The sequence below is a fragment of the Paraburkholderia aromaticivorans genome, assembly GCF_002278075.1.
Classification (GTDB): Bacteria; Pseudomonadota; Gammaproteobacteria; order Burkholderiales; family Burkholderiaceae; genus Paraburkholderia; species Paraburkholderia aromaticivorans.
Genome location: NZ_CP022989.1, coordinates 2,065,825 through 2,088,831, shown reverse-complemented (window position 1 = coordinate 2,088,831; position 23,007 = coordinate 2,065,825). Strand labels below are relative to the sequence as shown.

The window sequence follows — 23,007 nt, the reverse complement described above, 5'->3', positions numbered from 1 at the left end:
TTCTCCCATGATCGCGACATTCGGCGACAAAGCTACGGCGAGCATTTTTCAAGGCAGGTTCGTGTATTCATTGCCGCTTCACATGCCGACGCTCGCGCGCCGCAAGTTGCTGATGATCGACTCCGCAGAATCCGTCCGCGACCTGCACGCGCCACCCGGCAACCGGCTGGAAGCACCGCAGGGCCAACGCAGCGGGCAGTGGAGTATCCGGATCAATGCGCAATGGCGCATCTGTTTTCATTTCGTCGACGGGCAGGCGCTGAATGTCGAAATTGTCGACTATCACTGATTATTGGGAGACCGGCATGGTTATCAAACGCTCCGATCTGGACAGCATCGATTTCTCGGACATTGACACCGGCAACAGCATCCCGGAAATTCATCCGGGCGAGATTCTGCGCAGCGAGTTCCTCGAACCGCTCGGCATGTCCGTCAATGCACTCGCACTGGCGCTGCGCGTACCGGCGCCGCGCATCAACGACGTCGTGCGCTGCAGGCGCGCTATTTCGGCCGACACCGCGTTGCGGCTCGAGCGCTACTTTGGCGCGAGCGCGCAGTTCTGGCTCAACCTGCAAATCGCTTACGACCTGCGCGTCGCCACCGCGGCCGCCGGCGAACAGATCGAACGTGAAATCGAGCCCATGCCGAAAGCGGACCGCCCGAAACTGCCGAAGGTGTCGAGCGAACACGCCCGGGCCGCGGCGCTCGCCGCGAGCGTGAGCGGCAAGCTCACAGCCAGCAAGGCGCGCCGCAAAGCCTGATTTCCGGCATGCATCGGTGGGTCCGGCGGCATGGCCGTATAAGGTTCGCGCGCAAAAGCACGGAGCCGACACAACGAACGGTTAAAATCGAACTATTCCTCAAGCCTTCCCGGAGTACAGCAATGGCATTGCAACGTCGTACCACTCTCACGAAGTACCTGATCGAGCAGCAGCGCGAGACCAACAACCTGCCGGCCGATCTGCGCCTTTTGATCGAAGTTGTCGCGCGTGCATGCAAGGCGATCAGCTACCACGTCAGCAAGGGCGCGCTGGGCGATGCGCTCGGCACGGCGGGCAGCGAGAACGTTCAAGGCGAAGTGCAGAAGAAGCTCGACATCCTGTCGAACGAAATCCTGCTCGAAGCGAATGAATGGGGCGGCAACCTCGCGGGCATGGCGTCCGAGGAAATGGAACAGTTCTTCCCGATCCCGGCGAACTATCCGAAGGGCGAATACCTGCTCGTGTTCGATCCGCTCGACGGTTCGTCGAACATCGACGTCAATGTTTCGATCGGCACGATCTTCTCCGTGTTGCGCTGCCCGGACGGCCAGCAGCCCACCGAACAATCGTTCCTGCAACCCGGCACGCAGCAGGTCGCCGCGGGGTATGCGGTGTATGGTCCGCAAACCGTGCTGGTGCTGACCACCGGCAACGGCGTGAACTGCTTCACGCTCGACCGGGAACTCGGCTCGTGGGTGCTCACGCAAAGCGATATGCGTATTCCGGTCGAAACTCGTGAATATGCGATCAACGCGTCGAACGAGCGTCACTGGTATCCGCCTGTCCAGCAGTACATCGGCGAGTTGAAGGACGGCAAGGAAGGCTCGCGTCAAAGCGACTTCAACATGCGCTGGATCGCGTCGATGGTGGCGGACGTGCACCGTATCCTGAATCGCGGCGGCATCTTCATGTATCCGGCCGACAAGCGCACGCCGGACAAGCCGGGCAAGCTGCGCCTGATGTACGAGGCGAACCCGATGGCGTTCATCGTCGAGCAGGCGGGCGGCGCCGCGACCAATGGCGAAAAACGCATCCTGGACATCCAGCCGAAAAGCCTGCATGAGCGCGTGGCCGTGTTCCTCGGCTCGAAGAGCGAGGTGGACCGGGTCACCCGCTACCACCTCGAAGCAAAAAAGTGAGTTTAGGGGCTTGCCAAACTCCTAAATAAGTCCATATAATCTCGTTTCTCCTGATGCCGGAATAGCTCAGACGGTAGAGCAGCGCATTCGTAATGCGAAGGTCGGGGGTTCGATTCCTCTTTCCGGCACCATCAAGATTCAAGCAAAAAGCCCAGTCTTCGCGACTGGGCTTTTTGTTTTCCGCGCCTGCTTTCCTGAGTGGTTGGCGCACGCTAGCGCTCGAGCATCCCGTGCTGCCCGTTACCCACGAAAATCCAGCCGATCGTATTGCGCGGTCGTGACGAGGTTGCGCGCCACGATGGAATCTTCCACGCGCGCCGGCTCCTGCCGCTGAGTGCTGTAGGCCGCGACCGCTTCGTGCGGTGCCGAAGAAAACCACAAAATCCGGCCGGCACACTCGATTCCGACCTGACGACCTTTCCAGTACACAGCGTTTTCCATGGCGACATTCTCCGAAGGGCGAAGACTGCCATCATCCGTGTTCGTGATGGCGCGTCCGTTGGCCACCGCACTGTGGGCCGCAGATAGCTGCTATCAATAACAGGCCGTGATGCCTGGCGGACAGGGCGCGCGCCGCCCTCGCCTTCACTGGCATCATCACGACTTCGACAGGCATGTTCCGTGCGACCTCATTAGCGTTCGCCCGCTCCGGCCGCCCACGCTTATTCGCTACTCATCGATATGGACGCCATCCGCAACAAGCCTCGCCCAGCACCGCCCGCTTCCGGCACGGCCGCATTCACCGGCTTCGTACGCGTGCGCGGCGCTCGCGAGCACAACCTGAAGAACGTCGACGTGCAGATTCCACGTGACGCGCTGGTCGTCTTCACCGGCGTGTCCGGTTCAGGCAAATCGTCGCTGGCGTTCGGCACGTTGTATGCCGAGGCGCAGCGGCGCTATTTCGAATCCGTCGCGCCGTATGCGCGGCGTCTGATCGACCAGGTCGGCGTGCCGGAAGTCGACGCTATCGAAGGCCTGCCGCCCGCGGTCGCCTTGCAGCAGCAGCGCGGCACGCCGAGCACGCGCTCGTCGGTGGGCAGCGTGACCACGTTGTCGAGTCTGGTGCGCATGCTGTATTCGCGCACCGGCGACTATCCGCCGAAGCAGCCCATGCTGTTCGCCGAAGATTTCTCGCCGAACACGGTGCAAGGCGCCTGCCCGACTTGCCATGGACTCGGCCGCGTGTACGAGGTCACCGAAAAATCGATGGTGCCCGACGACTCGCTGACCATTCGCGAACGCGCGATTGCCGCATGGCCGCCCGCGTGGCATGGACAGAATCTGCGCGACATTCTGGTGACGCTCGGTTACGACGTCGATACGCCGTGGCGCGACTTACCGAAGAAAGACCGCGACTGGATCCTCTTCACCGACGAACAGCCGACCGCGCCCGTCTACGCGGGCCTCACGCCGAAGGAAACCCGCGCCGCGCTCAAGCGCAAGGACGAGCCGAGCTATCAGGGCACGTTCACCGGCGCACGCCGCTACGTGCTGCACACGTTCGCGAACACCCAAAGCGCGCTGATGAAGAAACGCGTCTCGCAGTTCATGATCGGCAGCGTCTGCCCGGCCTGTCATGGCAAGCGACTCAAGAAAGAAGCGCTGTCCGTGAAGTTCGCCGGGCTCGATATCGGCGAGTTTTCGCAGTTGCCGCTCGCCCGGCTTGCCGCGATGCTCGAACCGATCGCACGCGGCGAATGGCCCGAAGCGGACGCCGCGAATTCAGGCAACAGCGCAGGCAACGGCGCAGGCAACAGCGCGGGTAAAGCCGCCAGCAAAGGCAGCGTGCTCAGCAAGAGCGCCATGCGCGATGCCGTCGACAAGCGGGTCGCCGCAGGCGGTTCCGCGCACAAAGCCTCGCCCGACGTGCGGCGCACGCCCAACCTGTCCGAGGAGAAGCGCGTCGCTGCCCAACGCATCTCGGCCGAACTGCTCGAGCGCCTGACGACGCTGGTCGATCTGGGCCTCGGCTATCTCGCGTTGGAGCGCAGCACGCCCACGCTATCGTCCGGCGAACTGCAGCGCCTGCGACTCGCCACACAGTTGTCGTCGCAATTGTTCGGCGTCGTGTACGTGCTCGATGAGCCATCAGCCGGTCTGCATCCCGCCGATGGCGAAGCACTCTTCAGCGCGTTGCAAGGATTGAAGGCGGCGGGCAATTCGCTGTTTGTCGTCGAACACGATCTGCAGATGATGCGGCGCGCCGACTGGCTGGTCGACGTCGGTCCCGCAGCGGGTGAAGCCGGCGGCCATGTGGTTTACAGCGGGCCGCCCGCCGGACTCGCGAAGGTGGAGGCGTCGCAAACGCGCCGGCATCTGTTCGCGCCGCCAGCGCCTGTCGAACGCATGCCGCGCGAGCCTGCGGGCTGGCTGCGGCTTGCCGGCATCACGCGCAACAATCTGCACGGGCTCGACGCCGCGTTTCCGCTCGGCTGTCTGACTGCCGTCACAGGCGTGTCCGGCTCCGGCAAATCGAGCCTCGTGAGCCAGGCATTGCCTGAGCTGATCGCAAGCCACCTTGGACGCGCCTTCGAAAACCCGGACGACGACGAGCAAGACCCGTTGCTCGCCGCTACCGCCATGCCGACCGGCGGCCACATCGCCGCAGGGATGGACGCCGTGCGACGGCTCGTACGCGTCGATCAGAAACCGATCGGCCGCACGCCGCGCTCCAACCTCGCCACTTACACGGGCCTGTTCGACCACGTGCGCAAACTGTTCGCCGATACGCCGCTCGCCCGCAAGCGCCGCTACAGCGCGGGCCGCTTTTCGTTCAACGTAGCGCAAGGCCGTTGCCCGACTTGCGAAGGCGAAGGCTTTGTCAGCGTCGAACTGCTGTTCCTGCCGAGCGTCTACGCGCCCTGCTCGACGTGTCACGGTAGCCGCTACAACACGCAGACGCTGGAAGTCACGTGGCGCGATAAAAATATCGCCGAGGTGCTCGGCTTCACGGTCGACGCGGCCTGCGACTTCTTCGCCGACGAAGCCAGCGTGATGCGCGCATTGAAAGTGCTGCGCGACATCGGCCTCGGCTATCTGCGGCTCGGCCAGCCGGCCACCGAGCTGTCCGGCGGCGAAGCCCAGCGCATCAAACTCGCCACCGAACTGCAACGCGCGCAACGCGGCGACACGCTGTACATCCTCGACGAACCGACCACCGGCCTGCATCCCGTCGACGTCGACCGGCTCATGGTGCAACTCCAGGGACTCGTGGATGCGGGCAATACGGTAGTGGTCGTGGAGCACGACATGCGGGTGGCCGCGCAAAGCGACTGGGTGATCGACGTCGGCCCGGGCGCCGGCGATGCCGGCGGCAAAATCGTGGCAAGCGGCACGCCAGCCCAGGTCGTGCGCGCGAAAGACAGCCGCACCGCCGAGTACCTGCGGGAACAACTCGTAGCGTGATGACGGGGGCAGCGTGAGCGCGGTCTGAGCTGGAGGCGCGAGCGCGACAAAATACGCCTACATGGCCGAGTCCGGCGATTCACGTGCGGGCGGCAGCCGGCGCAAGAATCTGCTGCGTGCGCTCGATGGCTCGCTCAAGCAATTCGACGCCGACCACATCGACCTATCGTACGACCTGCACACGTGGGATCGCGTCACGCAGATCGACGCCGCCGCGCTCGGGGTCACAAAGACCGTGCGACAAAAGCCCCGCGTTAGCCCACCGTTTCCGACGCACCGGTGGGCCGAACTTTTATTCACGCACTAATCAGGAAAAGTGTTTTCCTCGTCAACGAAACCCGCAAATCGATCGTTTACGAAACAATGAGGGCTGAATGGCTGAATTGAAGCGGTCGGTAATTAACGAACGTTCGGCCCTTTAAGGAGAAAATCCTACGAATGCGGCAGCGCACAAAATCCAGGACGCCTCGTTGATATCAGTCAATTGAAACTGGCTAGTGTGAAGAAACAGACAGTGTGTGCTGGATCGCCCGTGGGATAAGGCTGGGAAGGATGGTGGAGAAATATCGGAATGATTTGACCGGTGCAGTCCGATCGGCGCATCAACAGTGAACCGATAAATTCTATTCAAACATTCCGTTCCATTGTTGGCCTGTGCCGTTAAAGCAACAAAGAAGATGTGATCCGCATCAGCCTCTAGTGCAAAACGGGGACCGAGGCAGATAATCGGTTTGTAAAGGAGAAAGATCATGGATGCCAAACCACCGAAAGTTCCGACCCCGGATAAAGTCTTTTGCCCGGATCCGGAACCCGCTGGCGTCGAGTTTCTGGGTGCTGAACTGCCTGAGCACGTTCGCGCCTTTTTCGACGAACAACGCAAGTCGTGCGATTCGAAATAACTGTGCAGTTGCGCTATGCAGCATCAGCGTCCGCGCGCCCGGCGCGCGGTGGATGCTCGCACGCGCCCAGGTTCGCATGCTCTGGCCGATTCGTGACGCGGGGTCAGTCGGCCTGATTCGCATGACGCGCGGCCGCGTGGCCCGCGTTTGTTTCCGCGCGCCTTCAGAAACCGAGCCCATGTAATTCGGCCACCGTTTGCTTCGCGTGAAATGAAGAGACGCCGCATGATCGGCGCATCGTCTATTCTTCTGGTTTTTCTTCCGCAGCCGCTCGGCTACTGCCCTCTTCCATGAACCGTTCATACCGCTTCGGTGCGTCATGCGCGCTCGCGCTATTCGCCACACTTGCATTCATGCCGGCTCCGGCCGTCGCAGATGGTGACGATACCGCGCTCACCAATCTGATTGCGCTGGCTTCGCAGCGTCTGGCGCTCGCGGAACCGGTGGCGCGCTGGAAATGGGCAAACCATCAGGACATCACCGACACGCCGCGCGAGAACGCACTCCTCGCCGATGTGGAAAAACGCGCCGCTGCGGCGAACGTCGACCCCGCATTCGCCCGCGCCTTCTTTCAGGATCAGATCGACGCCAGCAAGGACGTGCAAAACGCACTGTTCGCCACCTGGCGCAGTACGCAAGCGCCTGAGGGGCCCGCGCCCGATCTCGCGACCAGCACGCGACCGCAGCTGGACCGGCTGACGCAATCGCTCGTGGCCGGCCTCGCGCGCGTCCAACCGCTGCGCGCTGCGCCGGATTGTCCGTCGCGCGTCGCGCAATCGCTCGCCAACTGGAAATCGCTGACGCGCTACGATTCTCTTCGCTCGAGCGCTTTGACCCGGGCGCTTGGGCACGTCTGCGAAACGGGCGGAGTGGGCGCGACGGGCTAATTGGCGCCGGCATAAAGCGCGCCACTCGCATCCGCAAGTCCGCCATGGTGGTGCAGCGCACCCGCCCGCCTTGAGCGGCGAGCAATCTATTGGCTGAAAACCGAGCACGGCAAAGCGGAACCGCTAGATCCCGAGCGCTCGGGCTTCGTCAGGCGACATTCGCCACGAGCGTTCCGCCCGACACGCTCAATGGCATCACACGCAGGCCGCGGGCAAGATGGCTTTGCAGAATACGATACGTCGACAGCTCGAACGTTCCCACGGCGCTCGACGCATGCAACTCGGCAGCCTCCGTGAGCGAAGCCGCATGGCCCACATAGCGCCAACGGTCGACGACATGAAACGCGCGCGCCTGCGAGGCTTCCTCGCGTTCCTCGAAGACGATCGGCCCCTCGAACGGCCAAGGCGCGTCCGCGGGATCGCTCTTCGCGACGCGCGGCACCCGGTTATGGCCGGGTCGCAGCTTCGCGATCCATTGCGCCTCCGCGAGCATTGCGCCCAATTCGCCGCCGGTTGCCCGCCATTCGACACGCCGCACCTGTTGCGCAAGCCGGATATCCTTGGACGAGCGCCGCTCACCGGTCAAATGTGACCGCAGTCGTTGCCGCACGCGCACGCTTCGCCCGACATAGAGAGGCAAGTCCTGCTCTCCATAGAACGCATACACGCCGCACCCCGCAGGCGCGGTGTCGAGCAGGTCTTCGGTGATGCCGCCGGCAAGCCGGTAGCGCCGCGTGGTGCGCTCGATCTGCGCGCGCAGTACATCGAGCGGCACGAGGCCGTGCAGACGTTGCCAGAATTGCCAGATCAGATCGGCGTCGGCGAGTGCGCGGTGGCGATCCGCCGGCACCAGCGTATGGCGCTCGACCAGAGCGTCGAGACCGTGGCGCTTCTCCGCCGGGAACAGCGCGCGCGACAAACGCACGGTGCACAACACATCGGGATCGAAGGCGAGCCCTACCCGGCGAAACTCGCCGCGCAGAAAACCGCGATCGAAACTCGCGTTATGCGCGACGAACAGTTTGCCGTTCAGACGCTCGAAAAGAGCCGGTGCGATCGCTTCGAAAGTCGGTGCTCCCCGCACCATCGCATTGGTGATGCCGGTGAGCTGCTGAATGAATGAAGGAATCGGTTGCTGAGGATCGACCAGACTGCTCCAGCGCGACACGCCGGCCGGTCCAACTTCGACCACACCGACTTCGGTGATGCGATGCTCGGCAGTCGAGCCGCCAGTGGTTTCAAGGTCGACGAAGACGATCGGACCATCCAGGGCCGGTTCCGGCAAAAACTGTTCAGACATGGAAAAGATTACTTTGGACGCGTGGCTTTGCGGCAAGTATGCACCAGTTGGCCCGAGTGTACCCGGCCTCCATCGTATTACGGCGGCCGTGCCGCGGCGTGACGGCGGCTTTTTTCCTGTGAGCGTGCGGTGGTGCTGAAAGCACAATTCGTTATGCTTCTTCGCCATAGACGGTCAGAAATCGCAAAGAAAGTTGCGGGTGACTTTCTCCGTCTTTCAAACTATTCCGGACCAGATAGTTAAACTCAAGCTGCAGCAAAAGGCAGCCAGTGCGGTGAACAAAAGCGCTCGCGTTTTTCGAAGGCTGTCGTGCATCTCGCTGCCCGGTGAAGCGCGCAATGGCGTTCACCGACTATTACAGCGGCTGGAAGTTCGATGCTTGCTCGCCCTTCGGCCACGCCATGACGTCGAAGGAAAACGCGCTGGTGGTTCTTTAGCGACTTGAAGCCCTCCGTGCGAATTTCCGAAATGTGCGAATAGATCCTCGCCGCCCAAATGCCACTTTATAGAACCAAGGCCCTTCGGATCGCTAAATCATTTGACGATACTGTTTCCATTTCCACTTTTCTTCGATGAATTATCAAAGTCAGGCATTGCCGAAAACCGTCGAACGAATTCAGGATATGAGGATTTCTGGAAGTCTATATGTCGCCATTAAAATGCGCGAATCGATTGTTCAGCGGCAACGCAATAACCTGAACGTCAATATTACTTAAAGAACCGTTGAAATAGATACATAATCGGGAAAATTTTCAGCGCAACTCACGGACGATGTAACAAAAGATGTTTTCCGTAAGTGTTTGTCCGACTTGCTGCATCGCATCCACGACGTGATGATGGAAACAGTAGTCGGTAGTAACGCGCTTTAGGAGATTGCCATGTTGTTCAACGAAATTCGCCGTCTCGTCACCTGGCTGACCCACTCGCACGCGAACACGGCTTCCGAGTCGCCCGCGCCGCTCGCCGATGCACCCTCCGCGTTCGAATTCGATCCGATGTGGCACGGAGACCATTGGCAGAACCTGCTGTCCTCGCCCATGGACGCCCGCCGCTATGTCATGGAAGACTGGAGCATCTCCACGACGGACAACTGGAACGAAGCGGACGGCGCAGCGCCTGCGCACTGAGCGCATTCACCTATTCACGAAGGGCGGGCGAAAAAAAGCGCGACTGTTAAAGTCGCGCCGACAAAGGTTTGGAGATCTTTTTCGTCAACGAAAAAGTCCGCTTCGGAAAGCAGAAATCAAAGTATAGCCGCTCGGCTCATTTCGATTATTCACACAAATAACAATCATCTATTGCAATAACCACAACAATTCTTTATTACGATTTATTGCGTTGTTTTTTTGCATCGATTACTGTCGCAAATCAGCAACGCAACTTCATCGCTGCTCCAGCCCCGCCTCTTCAAAACCGCCGGAAGCCTTAGCCTATAAGGCTTAAACCGCCTTCGCATATCGTTTCACAACGCGTAATACTTTATTGCGAAAATCGGAACGTCCCGTTTGCGAAGTGCCTCTCTACACTCTGCTTAACCGGAAACCGGCGCAAACGTGTTCTACGCGCTTCTCACTCGGATTACGCCTCTCGCAGCGCCCGGGTGATGGTCTCCTTAAGCCTGGGTTCAATGCCCACTCTCGCTCTCGGAGTTACAAGATGAAAAAGACACTCATGGTCACGGCCCTCACGGGGGTTTTCGCAACGGCTGCCCACGCCCAAAGCAGCGTCACGCTGTATGGCTTGATCGACGCCGGCATCACTTACACAAACAACCAGCACGGTCATAGCAACTGGCAGGAAACGAGCGGCTCGGTGAACGGCAGCCGCTGGGGCCTGCGCGGCTCTGAAGATCTGGGCGGCGGTCTGAAGGCCATTTTCACGTTGGAAAACGGCTTCGGCATCAATGACGGCACGCTCAAGCAAGGTGGCCGCGAGTTCGGCCGTCAAGCGTTCGTGGGCCTGACCAGCGACCAGTTCGGCGCTGTCACCCTGGGCCGTCAATATGACAGCATGGTCGACTACGTCGGCCCGCTGGCGTTGACCGGCACGCAATACGGCGGCACGCAGTTCGCGCACCCGTTCGACAATGACAACCTGAACAACTCGTTCCGCGTGAACAACTCGGTCAAGTACCAGAGCGTGAACTACGGCGGCTTCAAGTTCGGCGCGTTGTACGGCTTCTCGAACCAGGCCGACGGCTTCGCGAACAACCGTGCGTATAGCGCGGGTGCGTCGTACAACTGGGGCGGCCTGAACCTCGCCGCTGCTTACCTGCAACTGAACAGCAATGGCGCAACCGGCGCGGCTGCGGCGTTCAACTCGGGTGGCGCGGTGTCGAGCGACAACACGTTCTTCGCCGGCCGCCAGCAGACGTGGGGCGCAGGTGCGAACTACGCGTTCGGCCCGGCAACGTTTGGTCTCGTGTACTCGCAAACGAACCTGTCGAACCTCGCGGGTATCGGCGCCAGCGCATCCGGTCAAACGGGCGGTATCGGCTTCGCCAACAACAGCGCTCACTTCCAGAACTTTGAAGCGAACGCCCGTTATGCTTTGACGCCGGCCGTCAGCATTGCCGGTTCGTACACGTACACCCGCGCAAGCCTGGCTGGTACGCGTCCGCACTGGAACCAGTTCAACCTGCAAACCGCATACGCGCTGTCCAAGCGTACCGACGTGTACCTGCAAGGCGAGTATCAGCAAGTCAACGAAAACGCCATCGTCGATGCCGACATCAACGGTCTGGCCGCTTCGAGCAACAACAAGCAAATTGCCGTGACCGCGGGTCTGCGTCACCGCTTCTAAAGCTGCGAAGCGTAACCGCCGTCTCGAAGGCGCCGTTCGCGGCGCCTTTTTTATGCCGCGTCGTCCACGGTGTCGGGCGGGAACAAGACGGCCTGGCCAACCGGGGCAGGCCTAACTGCCGGTGTCAGGAGCCGGATATTTGACGTCCAGTATGTCGATCGGCTGGGGGCCGGCCGGGGTATACAACGTGACCGTATCGCCGATTTTCGCCTTGAGCAGCGCACGCGCAATCGGCGAGATCCAGCTCACGTGCCCGATATCCAGATCGACCTCGTCGATGCCGACAATCGTCACGGTGTGCACCTCGCCGTCTTCCGTCGCGTACTCGACAGTCGCGCCGAAGAATACCTGGTCGACGTTCTCCTGCTTGCTGCTGTCGACGATTTCAGCAAGATCGAGGCGTTTGGTGAGAAAACGGATGCGCCGGTCGATCTCGCGCAGCCGCCGTTTGCCGTAGATGTAATCGCCGTTCTCGGAGCGATCGCCGTTCGAGGCCGCCCACGACACCAGTTTGACCACCTCCGGCCGCTCGACGTCGATCAGATGCAACAGTTCGTCTCGCATGCGCCGGTAGCCGGCGGGCGTGATGTAGTTTTTCGTACCAGCGGGAACGTCCGGCTGGGCGACGTCGAGATCGTCGTCATTCTCTTCGCTCGACTCTTTGACAAAGGCCTTGTTCATGATGATCCGGTAACTGCAGCAAGCGACTGCCTATCAAGGGTACACGATCACGACGATGAGACAAATCGCAGTTACATGCTTCCCTTTTTCAAAACCTTTGCTATAATCTCGTTTCTGCGTGCGGCTGTAGCTCAGTTGGATAGAGTACTTGGCTACGAACCAAGGGGTCGTGGGTTCGAATCCTGCCAGCCGCACCACTTATTCGAGGGCCTTCCTCCTGGAAGGCCCTTACGTTTTACCCAGTTCATTGCAGTAATGCATCACCCGTTTAGCGTGCGGCTGTAGCTCAGTTGGATAGAGTACTTGGCTACGAACCAAGGGGTCGTGGGTTCGAATCCTGCCAGCCGCACCACCTATAAAGGGCCTTCCGATCGGAAGGCCCTTTGTTTTTTTGGGTCCGGCAATTCCAGGTCTCACAGCGTTCCGCCGCGATCCTGAAGGTCGCGCCGCAGCGCAGCATGCGCCATTAACGCGGCGGCGACTGAATATCCCCGATCTGCCCATCCGGGCTGGGGGCATCCCCGAATGAATGTCCCGCTACATGATCGCCGGCGATCTCCCGCTCTCCGATCGGTTGAGCCCGGCTGCCAGTCAGCGCCTGCGCCTCGTGCAGCACATCGTCCACGGTATGGCCAAAGCGACTTTCGACGAACGCCCGCAGCAGCGCAACCCGCAACGAGTCGCCCCGCCCTTCCACGGTTCGGTGACCGCCTTCGAATTCCGCGATGCAGTGTGCCGCGCCGCGGTGGGTTCTCTCGCGCACCTCGAGCCGCTGCGCGCGCTCCAGCACGGCCGCCGCAGCTTCCCATGAAGTAGACGGCGTGAAACGGCCATCCCACGGACGACCGCGGTCATTGCCGCGAATCGAAACGGTTTCGCCGCTATCGGTAAAGTGGATTTCGCGCACGAAGTCGTGCAGGCTGCGGGCGACCCAATAATCGAGTGCCAGTCCGGTGAGGTCAGCTACATTCACAAGCGTTCTCCCTGAGTTTCAGGTGAGACCCGTGCGCAGCAAGCACGTTCAGATTGGAGCGAAGAGATTGGAAACGCCCCGACGCCGGCCCTGAAACCGGCCCTGAAACCGGCTCAGGGCAACCGTCGCCGATCAATAATCCGCCCGCTCGCGGTCGATCCGCATCCCGCCGTCGTGACGGTGATGGCCTTCCTCGCTCGGCCGCTCGCGCGCAATGCGCATGACATCCGGGTTGGTCCGCACGCGGCGCATCACATTGGCCAGGTGCACGCGGTCGCTGACCTGAATCACGAAGCGCAACACCGTGGATTCCTGCGACAGGTCTTCGTCCATTGCAATGTGGACGATGTTCGCATCCGCCGACGTGATATCCGCCGCGACGCGTGCAAACACGCCCTTGGTATTCTTGACCAGCACCTTCACGGCGACATCGAACAGACGCCCAGGTTGCGGCGCCCACGCAACGTCGATCCAGCGGCCGGGGTCGCGCCGGTGGATACGCTGCGCGACACGGCAGTCGGTGGTATGAATGGCCATGCCCAGACCGATGCCGATATAGCCCATGATGTCGTCGCCCGGAATCGGACGGCAGCATGCGGACAGTTGCACCGACATCCCCTCGGTCCCGGTGATGACGACCGGTGGCGCGTGCGGGGCGTTGCTGTCGGAGCGCGAACCGTCGTCGTCGGCGTCGCGGCCGCTCATCAGCACTTCGATGCGCTTGGCCATGACCGCCGCGACACGCCGGCCGAGACCGATGTCCGCGAAAATTTCCTGACGGTTCTTGTTGCCCGTCCACTGCACGAGCTTTTCCCACGCTTCCGGCGTCACATCCGAGAGCGCCAGCCCATAGCCCTTCAACGACTGATCGACGAGCCGCTCCCCGAGCTGCACAGACTCGTTCAGGCGCATGGTCTTCAGATAATGGCGGATTGCCGAGCGCGCCTTGCCGGTGCGCACGAAACCGAGCCACGCCGGATTCGGCTTCGAATATGGCGCCGTGATGACTTCGACGATATCGCCGCTCTTCAGCTCGGTGCGCAGCGGCAGCAGTTCATTGTTGATCTTCACCGCGACGCACTGGTTGCCCAGGTCGCTGTGGATCGAATACGCGAAGTCGAGCGCCGTGGCGCCGCGCGGCAGCGCCATGATTTTCGACTTCGGCGTGAAGACGTAGACCGCGTCCGGGAACAGGTCGATCTTGACGTGCTCGAGGAATTCGCTCGAATCGCCCGCTTCGCTTTGAATGTCGAGCAACGACTTGAGCCACTGATGCGCGCGCTTCTGCACATCGTTCAGATCCGCGCCGCCGTTCTTGTAGAGCCAGTGCGCGGCCACGCCCGCTTCGGCGATCTCGTGCATCTTGCGCGTACGCACCTGGAACTCGATCGGCGCGCCGAACGGGCCGACCAGCGTGGTGTGCAGCGACTGATAGCCGTTCACCTTCGGGATCGCGATGTAATCCTTGAACTTGCCCGGCACCGGCTTGTACAGCGCGTGCAGCGCGCCGATGCAGGTGTAGCACTCCAGCGCGCTATCCACCACGACACGGAAGCCATACACGTCGAGCACCTGCGAGAACGACAACTGCTTGTCGCGCATCTTCTTGTAGATACTGAAGATGGTTTTCTCGCGACCAGTGACTTCGGCGTCGAGCTTCGCATCCGCAATGGCGCGCTGCACCGACTCGAGAATCTTGCCGACCACTTCACGCCGGTTGCCGCGCGCCGCCTTGACGGCTTTTTCGAGCGTGGCGTACCGATGCGGATTGAAGTTCGCGAAGCTCAGGTCCTGCAGCTCGCGATAGGTATTGTTCAGGCCGAGCCGGTGAGCGATCGGCGCATAGATATCCAGCGTTTCGCGCGCCACGCGGCGGCGCTTTTCCGGCGGCACCGCGCCCAGCGTGCGCATGTTGTGCAGTCGGTCGGCGAGCTTCACCAGGATCACGCGGACGTCGCGCGCCATGGCGAGCAGCATCTTGCGGAAGTTTTCCGCCTGCGCCTCTTCGCGATTGCGAAACTCCATCTTGTCCAGCTTGGACAAGCCGTCGACCAGTTCCGCGACCTTCGCGCCGAAACGCTCGGCGAGTTCGGCCTTGGTCACGCCCTGGTCTTCCATCACGTCATGCAGCAGCGCCGCCATGATCGACTGCGCGTCGAGATTCCAGCCGGCGCAGATTTCTGCGACGGCGACCGGGTGCGTGATGTACGGCTCGCCGCTCTGGCGGTACTGGCCGAGGTGGGCTTCGTCGCTGAAATGGAAGGCCGCCTTGACTTCCTTGATCTCTTCCGGCTGCAAATAGCCGGACAAGGCGGACGTCAGCTTGGCGATGGAGACGACGTCATGCCGGCGCGGTTGCTCCGGCGTGGCGGTCGGGCCGAACAGATGGCGAAACGACTGTTCGAGGACCGCGTCGATGTACTTGCGTGCAGACGAGGGCGAGTCGGCGTCGTGTTCCACTTCCGTGGCGGTGGGCGGGGTAGCACTCATGTTCGCCTCCGTAGCGGTTAGGGTTGGACGCCGGTCTGCACGTTGATCAATTACAGGTGAGGCAAATGCGCAATCGAAAACCGAACACTGCGCCTTAAACAGGCACCTTCTTCAGCATTTCGACGCCGACCTGGCCAGCCGCGATTTCGCGCAGCGCGACGACCGTGGGCTTGTCGCGGCTTTCGATCTTCGGCGTGTGGCCTTGAGCGAGCTGACGCGCGCGATAGGTTGCGGCAAGCGCGAGTTCGAAACGGTTCGGGATCTGTTTGAGGCAGTCTTCGACGGTAATGCGGGCCATGTTGGGTTCCTTCTCAGTATGTTGCTTATTCTACCTTATGTGCTGGCGTCACCGCCGCGCTCACACGTGCGGCAGGTGAATGCCGAGCTGCACGAAAAGCTGCGTGTGGCGCGCGTATTGCGAGGCGAAGCGCGAACGCGTCGCCGCCACCAGGCATTGCAACTCGCTCAGCGCGCGATCGAAGTTCTCGTTGATCACCACGTACTCCGCTTCCGCCGCGTGCGCCATCTCGCTGCCGGCCGCGAGGAGCCGCCGCGTGATCACGTTCGGCTCGTCCTGGCCGCGCTTCTTCAAACGCTCTTCGAGCGCTTCGAGCGACGGCGGCAAGATGAAGATTTCGACCGCGTTGTGAAACTGCTTTTTCACCTGTTGCGCCCCCTGCCAGTCGATTTCGAGCAGCACGTCATGGCCGCTTTTCATCTGGTCTTCGATCCACACGCGCGAGGTGCCGTAGTAGTTGCCGTGCACTTCGGCGCTTTCCAGAAACTCGCCGGCATCGTGACGCTTCATGAAATCGTCGACGGTGGTGAAGTGGTAGTGCTCGCCGTCCTGCTCCTTCGGACGCGGCGGGCGCGTCGTGTACGAAATCGACAGACGGATCGCGTCGTCGCCGGCGAGCAGCGCGTTCACCAGCGTCGACTTGCCCGCTCCCGAGGGCGCGACGACCATGAACAGGTTGCCAGGGTAAGCACCGGCGTACGGATTGCGCGGCGTTTCGCGCGTGTGGTGGTCGGTCATTTTTGTCGTGCTCCAGCCTTATTCCAGATTCTGTACTTGCTCGCGCATCTGCTCGATGAGCAGCTTTAACGTCATCGACGAATCCGCCAGTTCCTTCGCGGCCGCCTTCGAACCGAGCGTGTTCGCTTCGCGGTTGAGCTCCTGCATCATGAAGTCGAGGCGCTTGCCGACCTTGCCGCCTTTCTGGATCACGTGACGCGTTTCGTTCAGGTGAGCGGTGAGGCGCGAGAGTTCTTCGGCGATGTCGATACGGATGCCGTACATCGTCACTTCCTGGCGAATCCGTTCGTTGATTTCTTCGCGCGAGACGATGGTGGCCGCCGTATCCGGCGCGGCGATGCCGAGCGCTTCCTGCAAGCGTTCGACAATCTTCTGCTGATGCTTGGCGATCAGCTCCGGCACGAGCGGGGTGATCTTCGTGACGATCGCTTCCATTTCGGTGACGTTGGCGAGCAGCATGGTCGCCAGTTGCGCGCCTTCGCGAGCGCGCACGTCGATCAGGTCCGTGATGGCCTGCTTGCCGCAGGCGAGCACGGCGTCGCGCAGCACGTCTGGCGCCACGCCACTCTCGGCCAGAATGCCGGGCCAGCGCAGAATTTCGCCGGTGCGCAGACGCCCTGCTTCCGGAAACGTCGAGAGCACCGTGCGTTCCAGCAACGCGAGTTGCCCAAGCGCGTCACGATTGATCGAACCCGCGTTGGCGGACTGATCGCTGCGCTGCAGATTGATACGGATATCGACCTTGCCGCGCGACAGCTTGTTCATCAACATCTCGCGCAGCGTGGGTTCGCACGCGCGCACGTCTTCCGGCATGCGGAAGTTCAGGTCGAGAAAGCGCGAGTTCACGGTGCGCAGTTCGACCGATACGCTCACGCCGCCTGTGCCCGAGGCCGGGACGAGTTCGCGCGTGGCGCTCGCATAGCCAGTCATGCTGTAGATCATCGTATTTCTCGCGATTGTGGCCATGCGTTCGACGATGGCCGGAGAGTCGAATCGCCCGGCGTGTACGAGACGCGGGGCGGGGAAACGCCATTATCCCATTTTTGGCGATGAGCCCCGTGGAGAGCCAAGGCGCACGCGGGCAGCCGCCTCGCCCGATCGGCTGTAAAATCGCGCTTTCCCTCCCGCTTTTCTTCCTGACCGATTCCAACATGACCGACAACACCCAACGCCCCAGCGGCCGCCAGGCCCATCAGCTGCGCGACGTGCGCATCACGCGCCACTACACGAAGCACGCGGAGGGCTCGGTGCTGGTCGAATTCGGCGATACGAAAGTGATCTGCACCGCGAGCATCGCCGAGAGCGTGCCGTCGTTCCTGCGCGACCGCGGCCAGGGGTGGCTTACGGCCGAATACGGCATGCTGCCGCGCGCCACGCACACCCGCAGCGACCGCGAGGCCGCACGCGGCAAGCAGACGGGCCGCACCCAGGAAATCCAGCGCCTGATCGGCCGCGCGCTGCGCTCGGTGTTCGATCTCGAGAAACTCGGCGCGCGCACCCTGCATATCGACTGCGACGTGATCCAGGCCGACGGCGGCACGCGCACGGCCAGCATTACCGGCGCGTTCGTGGCGGCGCATGACGCGGTGGCCAAACTGCTGGCCACGGGCCGCATCGAAAGCTCGCCGATCACCGATTATGTCGCCGCGATTTCGGTGGGCGTCTACGACGGACTGCCGGTGCTCGACCTCGATTACGACGAAGACTCGCAGTGCGATACCGACATGAACGTGGTGATGACGGGCGCCGGCGGCTTCGTCGAAATTCAGGGCACCGCCGAAGGCGTGCCCTTCTCGCGCGACGAAATGACCGCGCTGCTGGATCTGGCAAGTGACGGCATCAATACGCTGATCGCGAAGCAAAAGGCGGCGCTGGAGCAAAAGGGTGAATGACAGGGCCAATCAGGCGAGTCCGGACGACGGCGTGGCCGCGTCCGCTTCGCCGTTGAAGCGAGTCGTGCTGGCGTCGAACAACGCGGGCAAGCTGCGCGAATTCGCGGCGTTGCTCGGCGCCGCCGGCATCGAACTGATTGCGCAGGGCGAGCTGAACGTGCCGGAAGCCGAAGAGCCGCATCCCACGTTCGTCGAAAACGCGCTCGCCAAGGCACGGCACGCGGCGAAGCTGACCGGCCTGCCCGCGCTTGCCGACGACTCCGGCCTGTGCGTGCGCGCGCTGCGTGGCGCACCGGGCGTCTATTCGGCCCGCTACGCGCAACTGGCCGGCGGTGAAAAGAGCGACGCGGCGAATAACGCCCACCTTATGACGGCATTGCAGGGCGAAACCGACCGGCGCGCGTATTACTTCTGCGTGCTGGCCCTGGTGCGTCACGCGGACGATCCCGAGCCGCTGATCGCGGAAGGCCGCTGGCATGGCGAAATACTGGATGCGCCGCGCGGCGCGCATGGCTTCGGCTACGACCCGTACTTCTTCCTGCCATCGCTGAATGCGAGCGCCGCCGAACTCGAACCGGCGGTGAAGAATGCCAGCAGCCACCGCGCGATTGCGTTGCGGCAACTGCTCGCGCGCCTGACGGAGGAAGCGTGATTCCGATCAAACCGGCGCCCGCCGATATCGGCAACGGCGTCATCAAGGCTTTCACGTCGCCGGGCAGCATCCGGCTGACGTCGTTGCCGCCTTTGGCGTTGTATGTGCATTTCCCGTGGTGCGTGCGCAAGTGTCCGTATTGCGATTTCAACTCGCACGAATGGAAAGGCGACACGTTCCCGGAGAACGAATATCTCGACGCCTTGCGCGCCGATCTCGAGATGGCGTTGCCGCTCGTCTGGGGGCGCCAGGTGCATACGGTGTTCATCGGCGGGGGCACGCCCAGCCTGCTTTCGGCGGCCGGGCTCGATCGCCTGCTGTCGGACGTGCGCGCGCTGCTGCCGCTCGACGCCGACGCGGAAATCACGCTCGAAGCCAACCCCGGCACGTTCGAAGCCGCCAAGTTCGCGCAGTTTCGCGCAAGCGGTGTGAACCGGCTCTCGGTGGGCATTCAGAGTTTCAACGAAGCGCATCTGAAGGCGCTCGGCCGCATTCACGATTCGGCGCAAGCGCGCCATGCCGTCGACGTGGCTGCGACCACCTTCGACAACTTCAATCTCGACCTGATGTTCGCATTGCCGGGGCAGACGCTCGCCGAATGCCAGGCCGATGTCGAGACGGCCTTGTCGTTCGCGCCGCCGCATCTGTCGCTCTACCACCTGACGCTCGAACCGAACACGCTGTTTGCGAAATTTCCGCCCGCCCTGCCTGACGACGATGCATCCGCCGACATGCAGGACTGGATTCACGAACGCACATCGGCTGCGGGTTACGAGCGTTATGAGGTGTCGGCGTATGCGCAGCCGCATCGGCAGAGCAAGCATAATCTGAACTACTGGCGTTTCGGCGACTATCTCGGTATCGGTGCGGGCGCGCATACCAAGCTGTCGTTCCCGAATCGCGTGCTGCGCCAGGCGCGCTACAAGCATCCCACCACGTTCATCGAGCAGGCGAAGGCCGGCAATGCGGTGCAGGAGGAGCATGAAGTCGGCACGCGCGATCTGCCGTTCGAGTTCATGCTGAATGCGCTGAGGCTGGTGGAGGGATTTCCGGTGCATCGGTTCATCGAGCGCACGGGCATGTCGATGACGTCGATCGAACCGGCTTTGCAGGAAGCCGAACGGCGCAAGCTGATCACGCGAGACCACGAAAAAATTGCGCCGACGCCGCTTGGCCAGGCGTTCCTGAACGATCTGCAAGAGCTGTTTCTGAAAGATCCGAAGTGATTGCGGTTCGACTGCATGCCGCAGTCAGGTTTTTTCAGGTTACAATTTAGGGCTTGGAGGTGTGGCCGAGTGGTTTAAGGCACCGGTCTTGAAAACCGGCGAAGGAGCAATCTTTCCGTGAGTTCGAATCTCACCGCCTCCGCCAGGATATCAATGGAAACGGGCCGAGAGGCCCGTTTTTCGTTTCTACCCGCCAAAGAATCCGCGAAAGAACCCACCAAACACGCGAATGTCCTCGGATGGGCAAATTAGTGCTTGTGGCGCATCAGGTCCCGGAGGTGATGTTCCTGGAACCAGCGGGACAGGCGCGCCTCGTTCTCGGACGTGACCCAGAGCGCCGTGCCAAACACAATCAAAATAGTTCCTATCAAAGTCGCCAACAATGAGTCGCTCATGGCAGCCTCCAAACGTCACGGCCACGCTTAAATTTTAGGCGACATCTCGAACCAATGGGAGCACCGGTGGTTATAGGAGGTCGAGGATGAGTCGTAGCAAACGAAACCATTCGCTCCCCGTCATCACCACCGCGCAGACCGAAGCCCCCGAAAAGCCAGATGGCATCGCATGCCTTCACCCGACCTCGCGCCGACGCCAAGCTTGTTCCGCAAGTTGACCAGGCAGCGATCAAAATATTTCGACCACGAGGATCGACGGCAAAGCCACGAGCGTCATTGGAAATCACCCCTCTTCCGGTGACGCTAAACCGCAACTGAAGTTGAACAGTGATGTAACGTGAACTAGCCTTAACGTCTACCGGGAAGCAAGACTTTGCATCAAGCGCCCGTCGAAAGTGCGAGCCCCTGCCGTGATCAGCCGACTCTCCCGGTCCCGGTCCAAACCGCACGACGTGGAAAAACGGAACAGATTCGAGTGGAACGTCCGCAGTGCCGCGCTACTTTGGCCTCCTTCGCGCCGGCGCTTACGTAGGCGACTTCGTCGCCGTGATGCCGAACTATCGGAGACAGCATGTCAGTGGACAACATCCAGACCATCATCGTTGTCATGATGGAGAACAGGTCGTTCGACCATGTTCTCGGCTACCTGAGCCTCAACGGGAAGGACGTCAACGGACTCTCGGCCGACCCCGCCTGGCAACAGAATTTCACGAACCTCTACGACGACAAGACATATGCCATCCACGCTCTTTCGCCGTCGACCCAACTCATCCCCGATCCGCCGCATGACCGCGCGCCGATTGCCACGCAAATAAACACACCGTGTGCGAACGGAGGCTGCCCGGAACTGGGTGGATTCGTCGCGAGCTACGCAACGCGACACCCGCCGCCAGCCGACCTTTCGATGGTGATGGGCTACTACACCGCCGACGCGCTCCCCGTTTACGATTTCTTCGCCAAAAATTTCACGGTTTGCGATAGCTGGTTCGCGCCGCTTCCCACCGGTACCCAGGCAAACCGCCTGATGGCAATGGCGGGAGAAAGTGCGATTAGCGACAATGTTTCGGGTTTTCTTCCTGAGCAGTCGCTGGTTTATGACTGGCTGACCGCACATGGCGCAAGTTGGTGTGTCTATCAGTCAGGAGGCTTCTTCCCGTTCTTTAGCTTGATGCCCAAATGGCTACCTGAAATAGTGACTTCGCTCGCTTTGCCGCTCGATGGCAACGGAGGGAGGTTCAGGCGGTATTCGCGCTTCAAGGCCGACTGGACGAACGGCTTGAGCATGCCTCAAGTCATCTTCATCGAGCCGGAATATACGGATGGGCCACACCTGGCACCGAATGACGATCACTCGCCAACTGGCGTTGCACCAGGACAAGCGTTCCTTGCCGACATCTATCAAACGATTTCTGCGTCGAAGCGGTGGGACGAGACGCTGATGATTGTCACGTACGACGAGCACGGGGGCTTCTTCGACCATGTGAGTCCCCTTGCGATTCCCACCAATGTCGCCGGTTACCAGTTTCAAACCACCGGGCTGCGGGTGCCCGCATTCCTGATTTCGCCCTATGTCACACCTGGCGGCGTTTTTTCCGGCGATCTGGACCATACGTCGATACTTCAACTGCTCGCGGATAAATTCAACGCCGGCGGCACATACTCCGCTCCGGTCAGTGCACGCACACAACTCGCGAAGCTCAGCTCCGCGCTGTCTGACGTGAAAACGCCGGGCGCCGCGCCCAGGCTCAACGTTCCCATACCGCGGAAGTCACCTGCACCGCCTCCTGCCGCGTCGCCAACAGGTCTCTCGGCATGTGCTCAAGCGTTTCGCAGCGTCGCGCTGAAAGTTCAACAGGATCATCCGGAGTTGCTCTCGTCGCCGAACTGGGGAGACCTTGCTGGCGTTGTTGCAACCTACAAGGGTGGGTCGTGAAGCAAGCTCGCCTCGACGCATCCCCCTTTTTCACCGGTGCGTCGACCTGAAAGGAAAGGCGTGTGGAGGCCGCTACCGTCATCGCCCCTCTACACGCTCGAACATCAACGCACCGACTGCTGTTTACCGTGCGAAGAAAGCGGGTCCCGTGGACCGCGAGTACAGTTTGCCGCAATGCGTGCGACCAGCGGTGCGAGGCGAGGATTGAATACCGGGATTGACGAAGCACGACATTCAGCACGAGCAACGATTGCGTCGATAGTGACTCGTGCGACGGCGCGTTGCGCGCGTGCGGCGAAGTGCTTCAAACGACGGTCGCTCACCGGTTGCCGAGCCCATATCAGCGCCGCGAACCAACCGATAATCGTCCATCCGAGCAGGACGTTCACCATGGTCAACGCGAACGCATAGTCACGGTTTCTTGCGTCCGCAATCACGGCGGGCGCGAAGTAAAGCATCAGCGCACCCAACAGAGCCGCACCTTCAACAATCTTCAGCATTTCGACACCTCGCTACAGCCTTGTTCAGCAGAGAAT

At 61.4% G+C, this 23,007-nt stretch carries 23 protein-coding genes, 4 tRNA genes and 1 pseudogene; 17 read left to right on the top strand and 11 right to left on the bottom strand.

Features of this window, described 5'->3' with window-relative positions:
• The first annotated feature begins 7 nt into the window (after positions 1 to 7).
• The 4 genes from CJU94_RS09615 to CJU94_RS09600 all read left to right on the top strand — a co-directional run bounded on the left by CJU94_RS09615 (position 8) and on the right by CJU94_RS09600 (position 2,031).
• Entirely contained in the window at positions 8 to 289 is a 282-nt protein-coding gene (locus CJU94_RS09615) for a type II toxin-antitoxin system RelE/ParE family toxin (RefSeq protein ID WP_095418490.1), read from the top strand.
• A gap of 16 nt (positions 290 to 305) precedes the next feature.
• The gene (locus CJU94_RS09610; protein ID WP_095418489.1) at positions 306 to 761 is read left to right on the top strand and encodes a HigA family addiction module antitoxin; all 456 of its coding nucleotides are present in this window, start codon (positions 306 to 308) and stop codon (positions 759 to 761) included.
• 122 nt (positions 762 to 883) lie between these two features.
• The gene (locus CJU94_RS09605; RefSeq protein WP_095418488.1) at positions 884 to 1,900 is read left to right on the top strand and encodes a class 1 fructose-bisphosphatase; all 1,017 of its coding nucleotides are present in this window, start codon (positions 884 to 886) and stop codon (positions 1,898 to 1,900) included.
• 55 nt (positions 1,901 to 1,955) lie between these two features.
• A tRNA-Thr gene (locus CJU94_RS09600) sits at positions 1,956 to 2,031 on the top strand.
• 109 nt (positions 2,032 to 2,140) lie between these two features.
• Here CJU94_RS09600 and CJU94_RS09595 read toward each other — a convergent pair.
• Positions 2,141 to 2,341: a hypothetical protein gene (locus tag CJU94_RS09595; RefSeq protein ID WP_095418487.1), complete on the bottom strand. Its 201-nt coding sequence runs from the start codon at positions 2,339 to 2,341 to the stop codon at positions 2,141 to 2,143.
• A 240-nt stretch (positions 2,342 to 2,581) separates the two neighbouring features.
• Between CJU94_RS09595 and CJU94_RS09590 the strand changes: the two genes are divergently transcribed.
• The 4 genes from CJU94_RS09590 to CJU94_RS09580 all read left to right on the top strand — a co-directional run bounded on the left by CJU94_RS09590 (position 2,582) and on the right by CJU94_RS09580 (position 7,091).
• On the top strand, positions 2,582 to 5,305 hold the full coding sequence (locus CJU94_RS09590; protein WP_095418486.1) for an excinuclease ABC subunit UvrA: 2,724 nt from the start codon (positions 2,582 to 2,584) through the stop codon (positions 5,303 to 5,305).
• 61 nt (positions 5,306 to 5,366) lie between these two features.
• Entirely contained in the window at positions 5,367 to 5,612 is a 246-nt protein-coding gene (locus tag CJU94_RS09585) for a hypothetical protein (protein WP_095418485.1), read from the top strand.
• 442 nt (positions 5,613 to 6,054) lie between these two features.
• The gene (locus CJU94_RS41365; protein WP_007180815.1) at positions 6,055 to 6,204 is read left to right on the top strand and encodes a hypothetical protein; all 150 of its coding nucleotides are present in this window, start codon (positions 6,055 to 6,057) and stop codon (positions 6,202 to 6,204) included.
• A gap of 290 nt (positions 6,205 to 6,494) precedes the next feature.
• On the top strand, positions 6,495 to 7,091 hold the full coding sequence (locus tag CJU94_RS09580; protein WP_095418484.1) for a chorismate mutase: 597 nt from the start codon (positions 6,495 to 6,497) through the stop codon (positions 7,089 to 7,091).
• Between the two features lie 148 nt (positions 7,092 to 7,239).
• Here CJU94_RS09580 and CJU94_RS09575 read toward each other — a convergent pair whose 3' ends face one another.
• Positions 7,240 to 8,391, bottom strand: a complete 1,152-nt coding sequence (locus CJU94_RS09575) for an exonuclease domain-containing protein (protein ID WP_095418483.1) — start codon at positions 8,389 to 8,391, stop codon at positions 7,240 to 7,242.
• Positions 8,392 to 8,746: 355 nt separating this feature from the next.
• Positions 8,747 to 8,925: pseudogene (locus tag CJU94_RS42400) on the bottom strand (cold shock domain-containing protein); the annotation flags it as partial.
• 344 nt (positions 8,926 to 9,269) lie between these two features.
• On the opposite strand from CJU94_RS42400, the gene CJU94_RS09570 reads away from it, so the two are divergent.
• Positions 9,270 to 9,518, top strand: a complete 249-nt coding sequence (locus CJU94_RS09570; protein WP_095418482.1) for a hypothetical protein — start codon at positions 9,270 to 9,272, stop codon at positions 9,516 to 9,518.
• A 529-nt stretch (positions 9,519 to 10,047) separates the two neighbouring features.
• Positions 10,048 to 11,193, top strand: coding sequence for a porin (locus tag CJU94_RS09565; protein WP_095418481.1), 1,146 nt, complete (start codon positions 10,048 to 10,050; stop codon positions 11,191 to 11,193).
• A 111-nt stretch (positions 11,194 to 11,304) separates the two neighbouring features.
• On the opposite strand, the gene greB is transcribed toward CJU94_RS09565, so the two are convergent.
• A complete protein-coding gene (greB, locus tag CJU94_RS09560) occupies positions 11,305 to 11,874 on the bottom strand; it encodes a transcription elongation factor GreB (RefSeq protein WP_095418480.1) in 570 nt (189 codons plus the stop codon).
• A 120-nt stretch (positions 11,875 to 11,994) separates the two neighbouring features.
• Between greB and CJU94_RS09555 the strand changes: the two genes are divergently transcribed.
• Together CJU94_RS09555 and CJU94_RS09550 are read left to right on the top strand one after the other, a co-directional pair.
• A tRNA-Arg gene (locus CJU94_RS09555) sits at positions 11,995 to 12,071 on the top strand.
• Positions 12,072 to 12,149: 78 nt separating this feature from the next.
• A tRNA-Arg gene (locus CJU94_RS09550) sits at positions 12,150 to 12,226 on the top strand.
• Between the two features lie 114 nt (positions 12,227 to 12,340).
• Here CJU94_RS09550 and CJU94_RS09545 read toward each other — a convergent pair.
• From CJU94_RS09545 to CJU94_RS09525, 5 genes are all read right to left on the bottom strand, one after another.
• Positions 12,341 to 12,847, bottom strand: a complete 507-nt coding sequence (locus CJU94_RS09545; protein ID WP_095418479.1) for a phage protein NinX family protein — start codon at positions 12,845 to 12,847, stop codon at positions 12,341 to 12,343.
• A 132-nt stretch (positions 12,848 to 12,979) separates the two neighbouring features.
• The gene (locus CJU94_RS09540; protein WP_095418478.1) at positions 12,980 to 15,337 is read right to left on the bottom strand and encodes a RelA/SpoT family protein; all 2,358 of its coding nucleotides are present in this window, start codon (positions 15,335 to 15,337) and stop codon (positions 12,980 to 12,982) included.
• 94 nt (positions 15,338 to 15,431) lie between these two features.
• Positions 15,432 to 15,635, bottom strand: a complete 204-nt coding sequence (rpoZ, locus tag CJU94_RS09535; protein WP_006025620.1) for a DNA-directed RNA polymerase subunit omega — start codon at positions 15,633 to 15,635, stop codon at positions 15,432 to 15,434.
• Positions 15,636 to 15,695: 60 nt separating this feature from the next.
• Positions 15,696 to 16,373: a guanylate kinase gene (gene gmk, locus CJU94_RS09530; protein WP_095418477.1), complete on the bottom strand. Its 678-nt coding sequence runs from the start codon at positions 16,371 to 16,373 to the stop codon at positions 15,696 to 15,698.
• Positions 16,374 to 16,391: 18 nt separating this feature from the next.
• Positions 16,392 to 17,315, bottom strand: a complete 924-nt coding sequence (locus CJU94_RS09525; protein WP_095418476.1) for a YicC/YloC family endoribonuclease — start codon at positions 17,313 to 17,315, stop codon at positions 16,392 to 16,394.
• A 209-nt stretch (positions 17,316 to 17,524) separates the two neighbouring features.
• On the opposite strand from CJU94_RS09525, the gene rph reads away from it, so the two are divergent.
• The 4 genes from rph (at position 17,525) to CJU94_RS09505 (ending at position 20,288) form a co-directional block, all read left to right on the top strand.
• On the top strand, positions 17,525 to 18,265 hold the full coding sequence (rph, locus tag CJU94_RS09520; RefSeq protein ID WP_095418475.1) for a ribonuclease PH: 741 nt from the start codon (positions 17,525 to 17,527) through the stop codon (positions 18,263 to 18,265).
• Complete coding sequence (rdgB, locus tag CJU94_RS09515) at positions 18,258 to 18,917, top strand: RdgB/HAM1 family non-canonical purine NTP pyrophosphatase (RefSeq protein WP_095418474.1); 660 nt, start codon at positions 18,258 to 18,260, stop codon at positions 18,915 to 18,917. Before rph ends, rdgB begins: the two co-directional genes overlap by 8 nt.
• Entirely contained in the window at positions 18,914 to 20,143 is a 1,230-nt protein-coding gene (hemW, locus tag CJU94_RS09510) for a radical SAM family heme chaperone HemW (protein WP_095418473.1), read from the top strand. The genes rdgB and hemW overlap by 4 nt, the downstream gene beginning before the upstream one ends.
• 55 nt (positions 20,144 to 20,198) lie before the next feature.
• Positions 20,199 to 20,288, top strand: a tRNA-Ser gene (locus CJU94_RS09505).
• A gap of 103 nt (positions 20,289 to 20,391) precedes the next feature.
• Here CJU94_RS09505 and CJU94_RS40805 read toward each other — a convergent pair.
• On the bottom strand, positions 20,392 to 20,538 hold the full coding sequence (locus tag CJU94_RS40805) for a hypothetical protein (RefSeq protein ID WP_157763729.1): 147 nt from the start codon (positions 20,536 to 20,538) through the stop codon (positions 20,392 to 20,394).
• Between the two features lie 571 nt (positions 20,539 to 21,109).
• Between CJU94_RS40805 and CJU94_RS09500 the strand changes: the two genes are divergently transcribed.
• Complete coding sequence (locus CJU94_RS09500; protein WP_244220933.1) at positions 21,110 to 22,471, top strand: alkaline phosphatase family protein; 1,362 nt, start codon at positions 21,110 to 21,112, stop codon at positions 22,469 to 22,471.
• 104 nt (positions 22,472 to 22,575) lie between these two features.
• Here the strand turns inward: CJU94_RS09500 and CJU94_RS09495 are convergent, their stop codons facing one another.
• Positions 22,576 to 22,971, bottom strand: coding sequence for a superinfection immunity protein (locus tag CJU94_RS09495; protein WP_095418472.1), 396 nt, complete (start codon positions 22,969 to 22,971; stop codon positions 22,576 to 22,578).
• Positions 22,972 to 23,007: the final 36 nt, after the last annotated feature.

Coding starts and splice junctions, on each gene's coding strand:
- CJU94_RS41365 (WP_007180815.1), top strand. CDS start 6,055: ATGGATGCCAAACCACCGAAAGTTCCGACCCCGGATAAAGTCTTTTGC.
- CJU94_RS09585 (WP_095418485.1), top strand. CDS start 5,367: ATGGCCGAGTCCGGCGATTCACGTGCGGGCGGCAGCCGGCGCAAGAAT.
- CJU94_RS09615 (WP_095418490.1), top strand. CDS start 8: ATGATCGCGACATTCGGCGACAAAGCTACGGCGAGCATTTTTCAAGGC.
- CJU94_RS09525 (WP_095418476.1), bottom strand. CDS start 17,315: ATGATCTACAGCATGACTGGCTATGCGAGCGCCACGCGCGAACTCGTC.
- gmk (WP_095418477.1), bottom strand. CDS start 16,373: ATGACCGACCACCACACGCGCGAAACGCCGCGCAATCCGTACGCCGGT.
- CJU94_RS09605 (WP_095418488.1), top strand. CDS start 884: ATGGCATTGCAACGTCGTACCACTCTCACGAAGTACCTGATCGAGCAG.
- CJU94_RS09565 (WP_095418481.1), top strand. CDS start 10,048: ATGAAAAAGACACTCATGGTCACGGCCCTCACGGGGGTTTTCGCAACG.
- rpoZ (WP_006025620.1), bottom strand. CDS start 15,635: ATGGCCCGCATTACCGTCGAAGACTGCCTCAAACAGATCCCGAACCGT.
- CJU94_RS09610 (WP_095418489.1), top strand. CDS start 306: ATGGTTATCAAACGCTCCGATCTGGACAGCATCGATTTCTCGGACATT.
- CJU94_RS09575 (WP_095418483.1), bottom strand. CDS start 8,391: ATGTCTGAACAGTTTTTGCCGGAACCGGCCCTGGATGGTCCGATCGTC.
- CJU94_RS09580 (WP_095418484.1), top strand. CDS start 6,495: ATGAACCGTTCATACCGCTTCGGTGCGTCATGCGCGCTCGCGCTATTC.
- CJU94_RS09540 (WP_095418478.1), bottom strand. CDS start 15,337: ATGAGTGCTACCCCGCCCACCGCCACGGAAGTGGAACACGACGCCGAC.
- CJU94_RS09500 (WP_244220933.1), top strand. CDS start 21,110: ATGTCAGTGGACAACATCCAGACCATCATCGTTGTCATGATGGAGAAC.
- CJU94_RS09590 (WP_095418486.1), top strand. CDS start 2,582: ATGGACGCCATCCGCAACAAGCCTCGCCCAGCACCGCCCGCTTCCGGC.
- CJU94_RS09495 (WP_095418472.1), bottom strand. CDS start 22,971: ATGCTGAAGATTGTTGAAGGTGCGGCTCTGTTGGGTGCGCTGATGCTT.
- rph (WP_095418475.1), top strand. CDS start 17,525: ATGACCGACAACACCCAACGCCCCAGCGGCCGCCAGGCCCATCAGCTG.
- greB (WP_095418480.1), bottom strand. CDS start 11,874: ATGAACAAGGCCTTTGTCAAAGAGTCGAGCGAAGAGAATGACGACGAT.
- CJU94_RS09595 (WP_095418487.1), bottom strand. CDS start 2,341: ATGGAAAACGCTGTGTACTGGAAAGGTCGTCAGGTCGGAATCGAGTGT.
- CJU94_RS09570 (WP_095418482.1), top strand. CDS start 9,270: ATGTTGTTCAACGAAATTCGCCGTCTCGTCACCTGGCTGACCCACTCG.
- CJU94_RS40805 (WP_157763729.1), bottom strand. CDS start 20,538: ATGAGCGACTCATTGTTGGCGACTTTGATAGGAACTATTTTGATTGTG.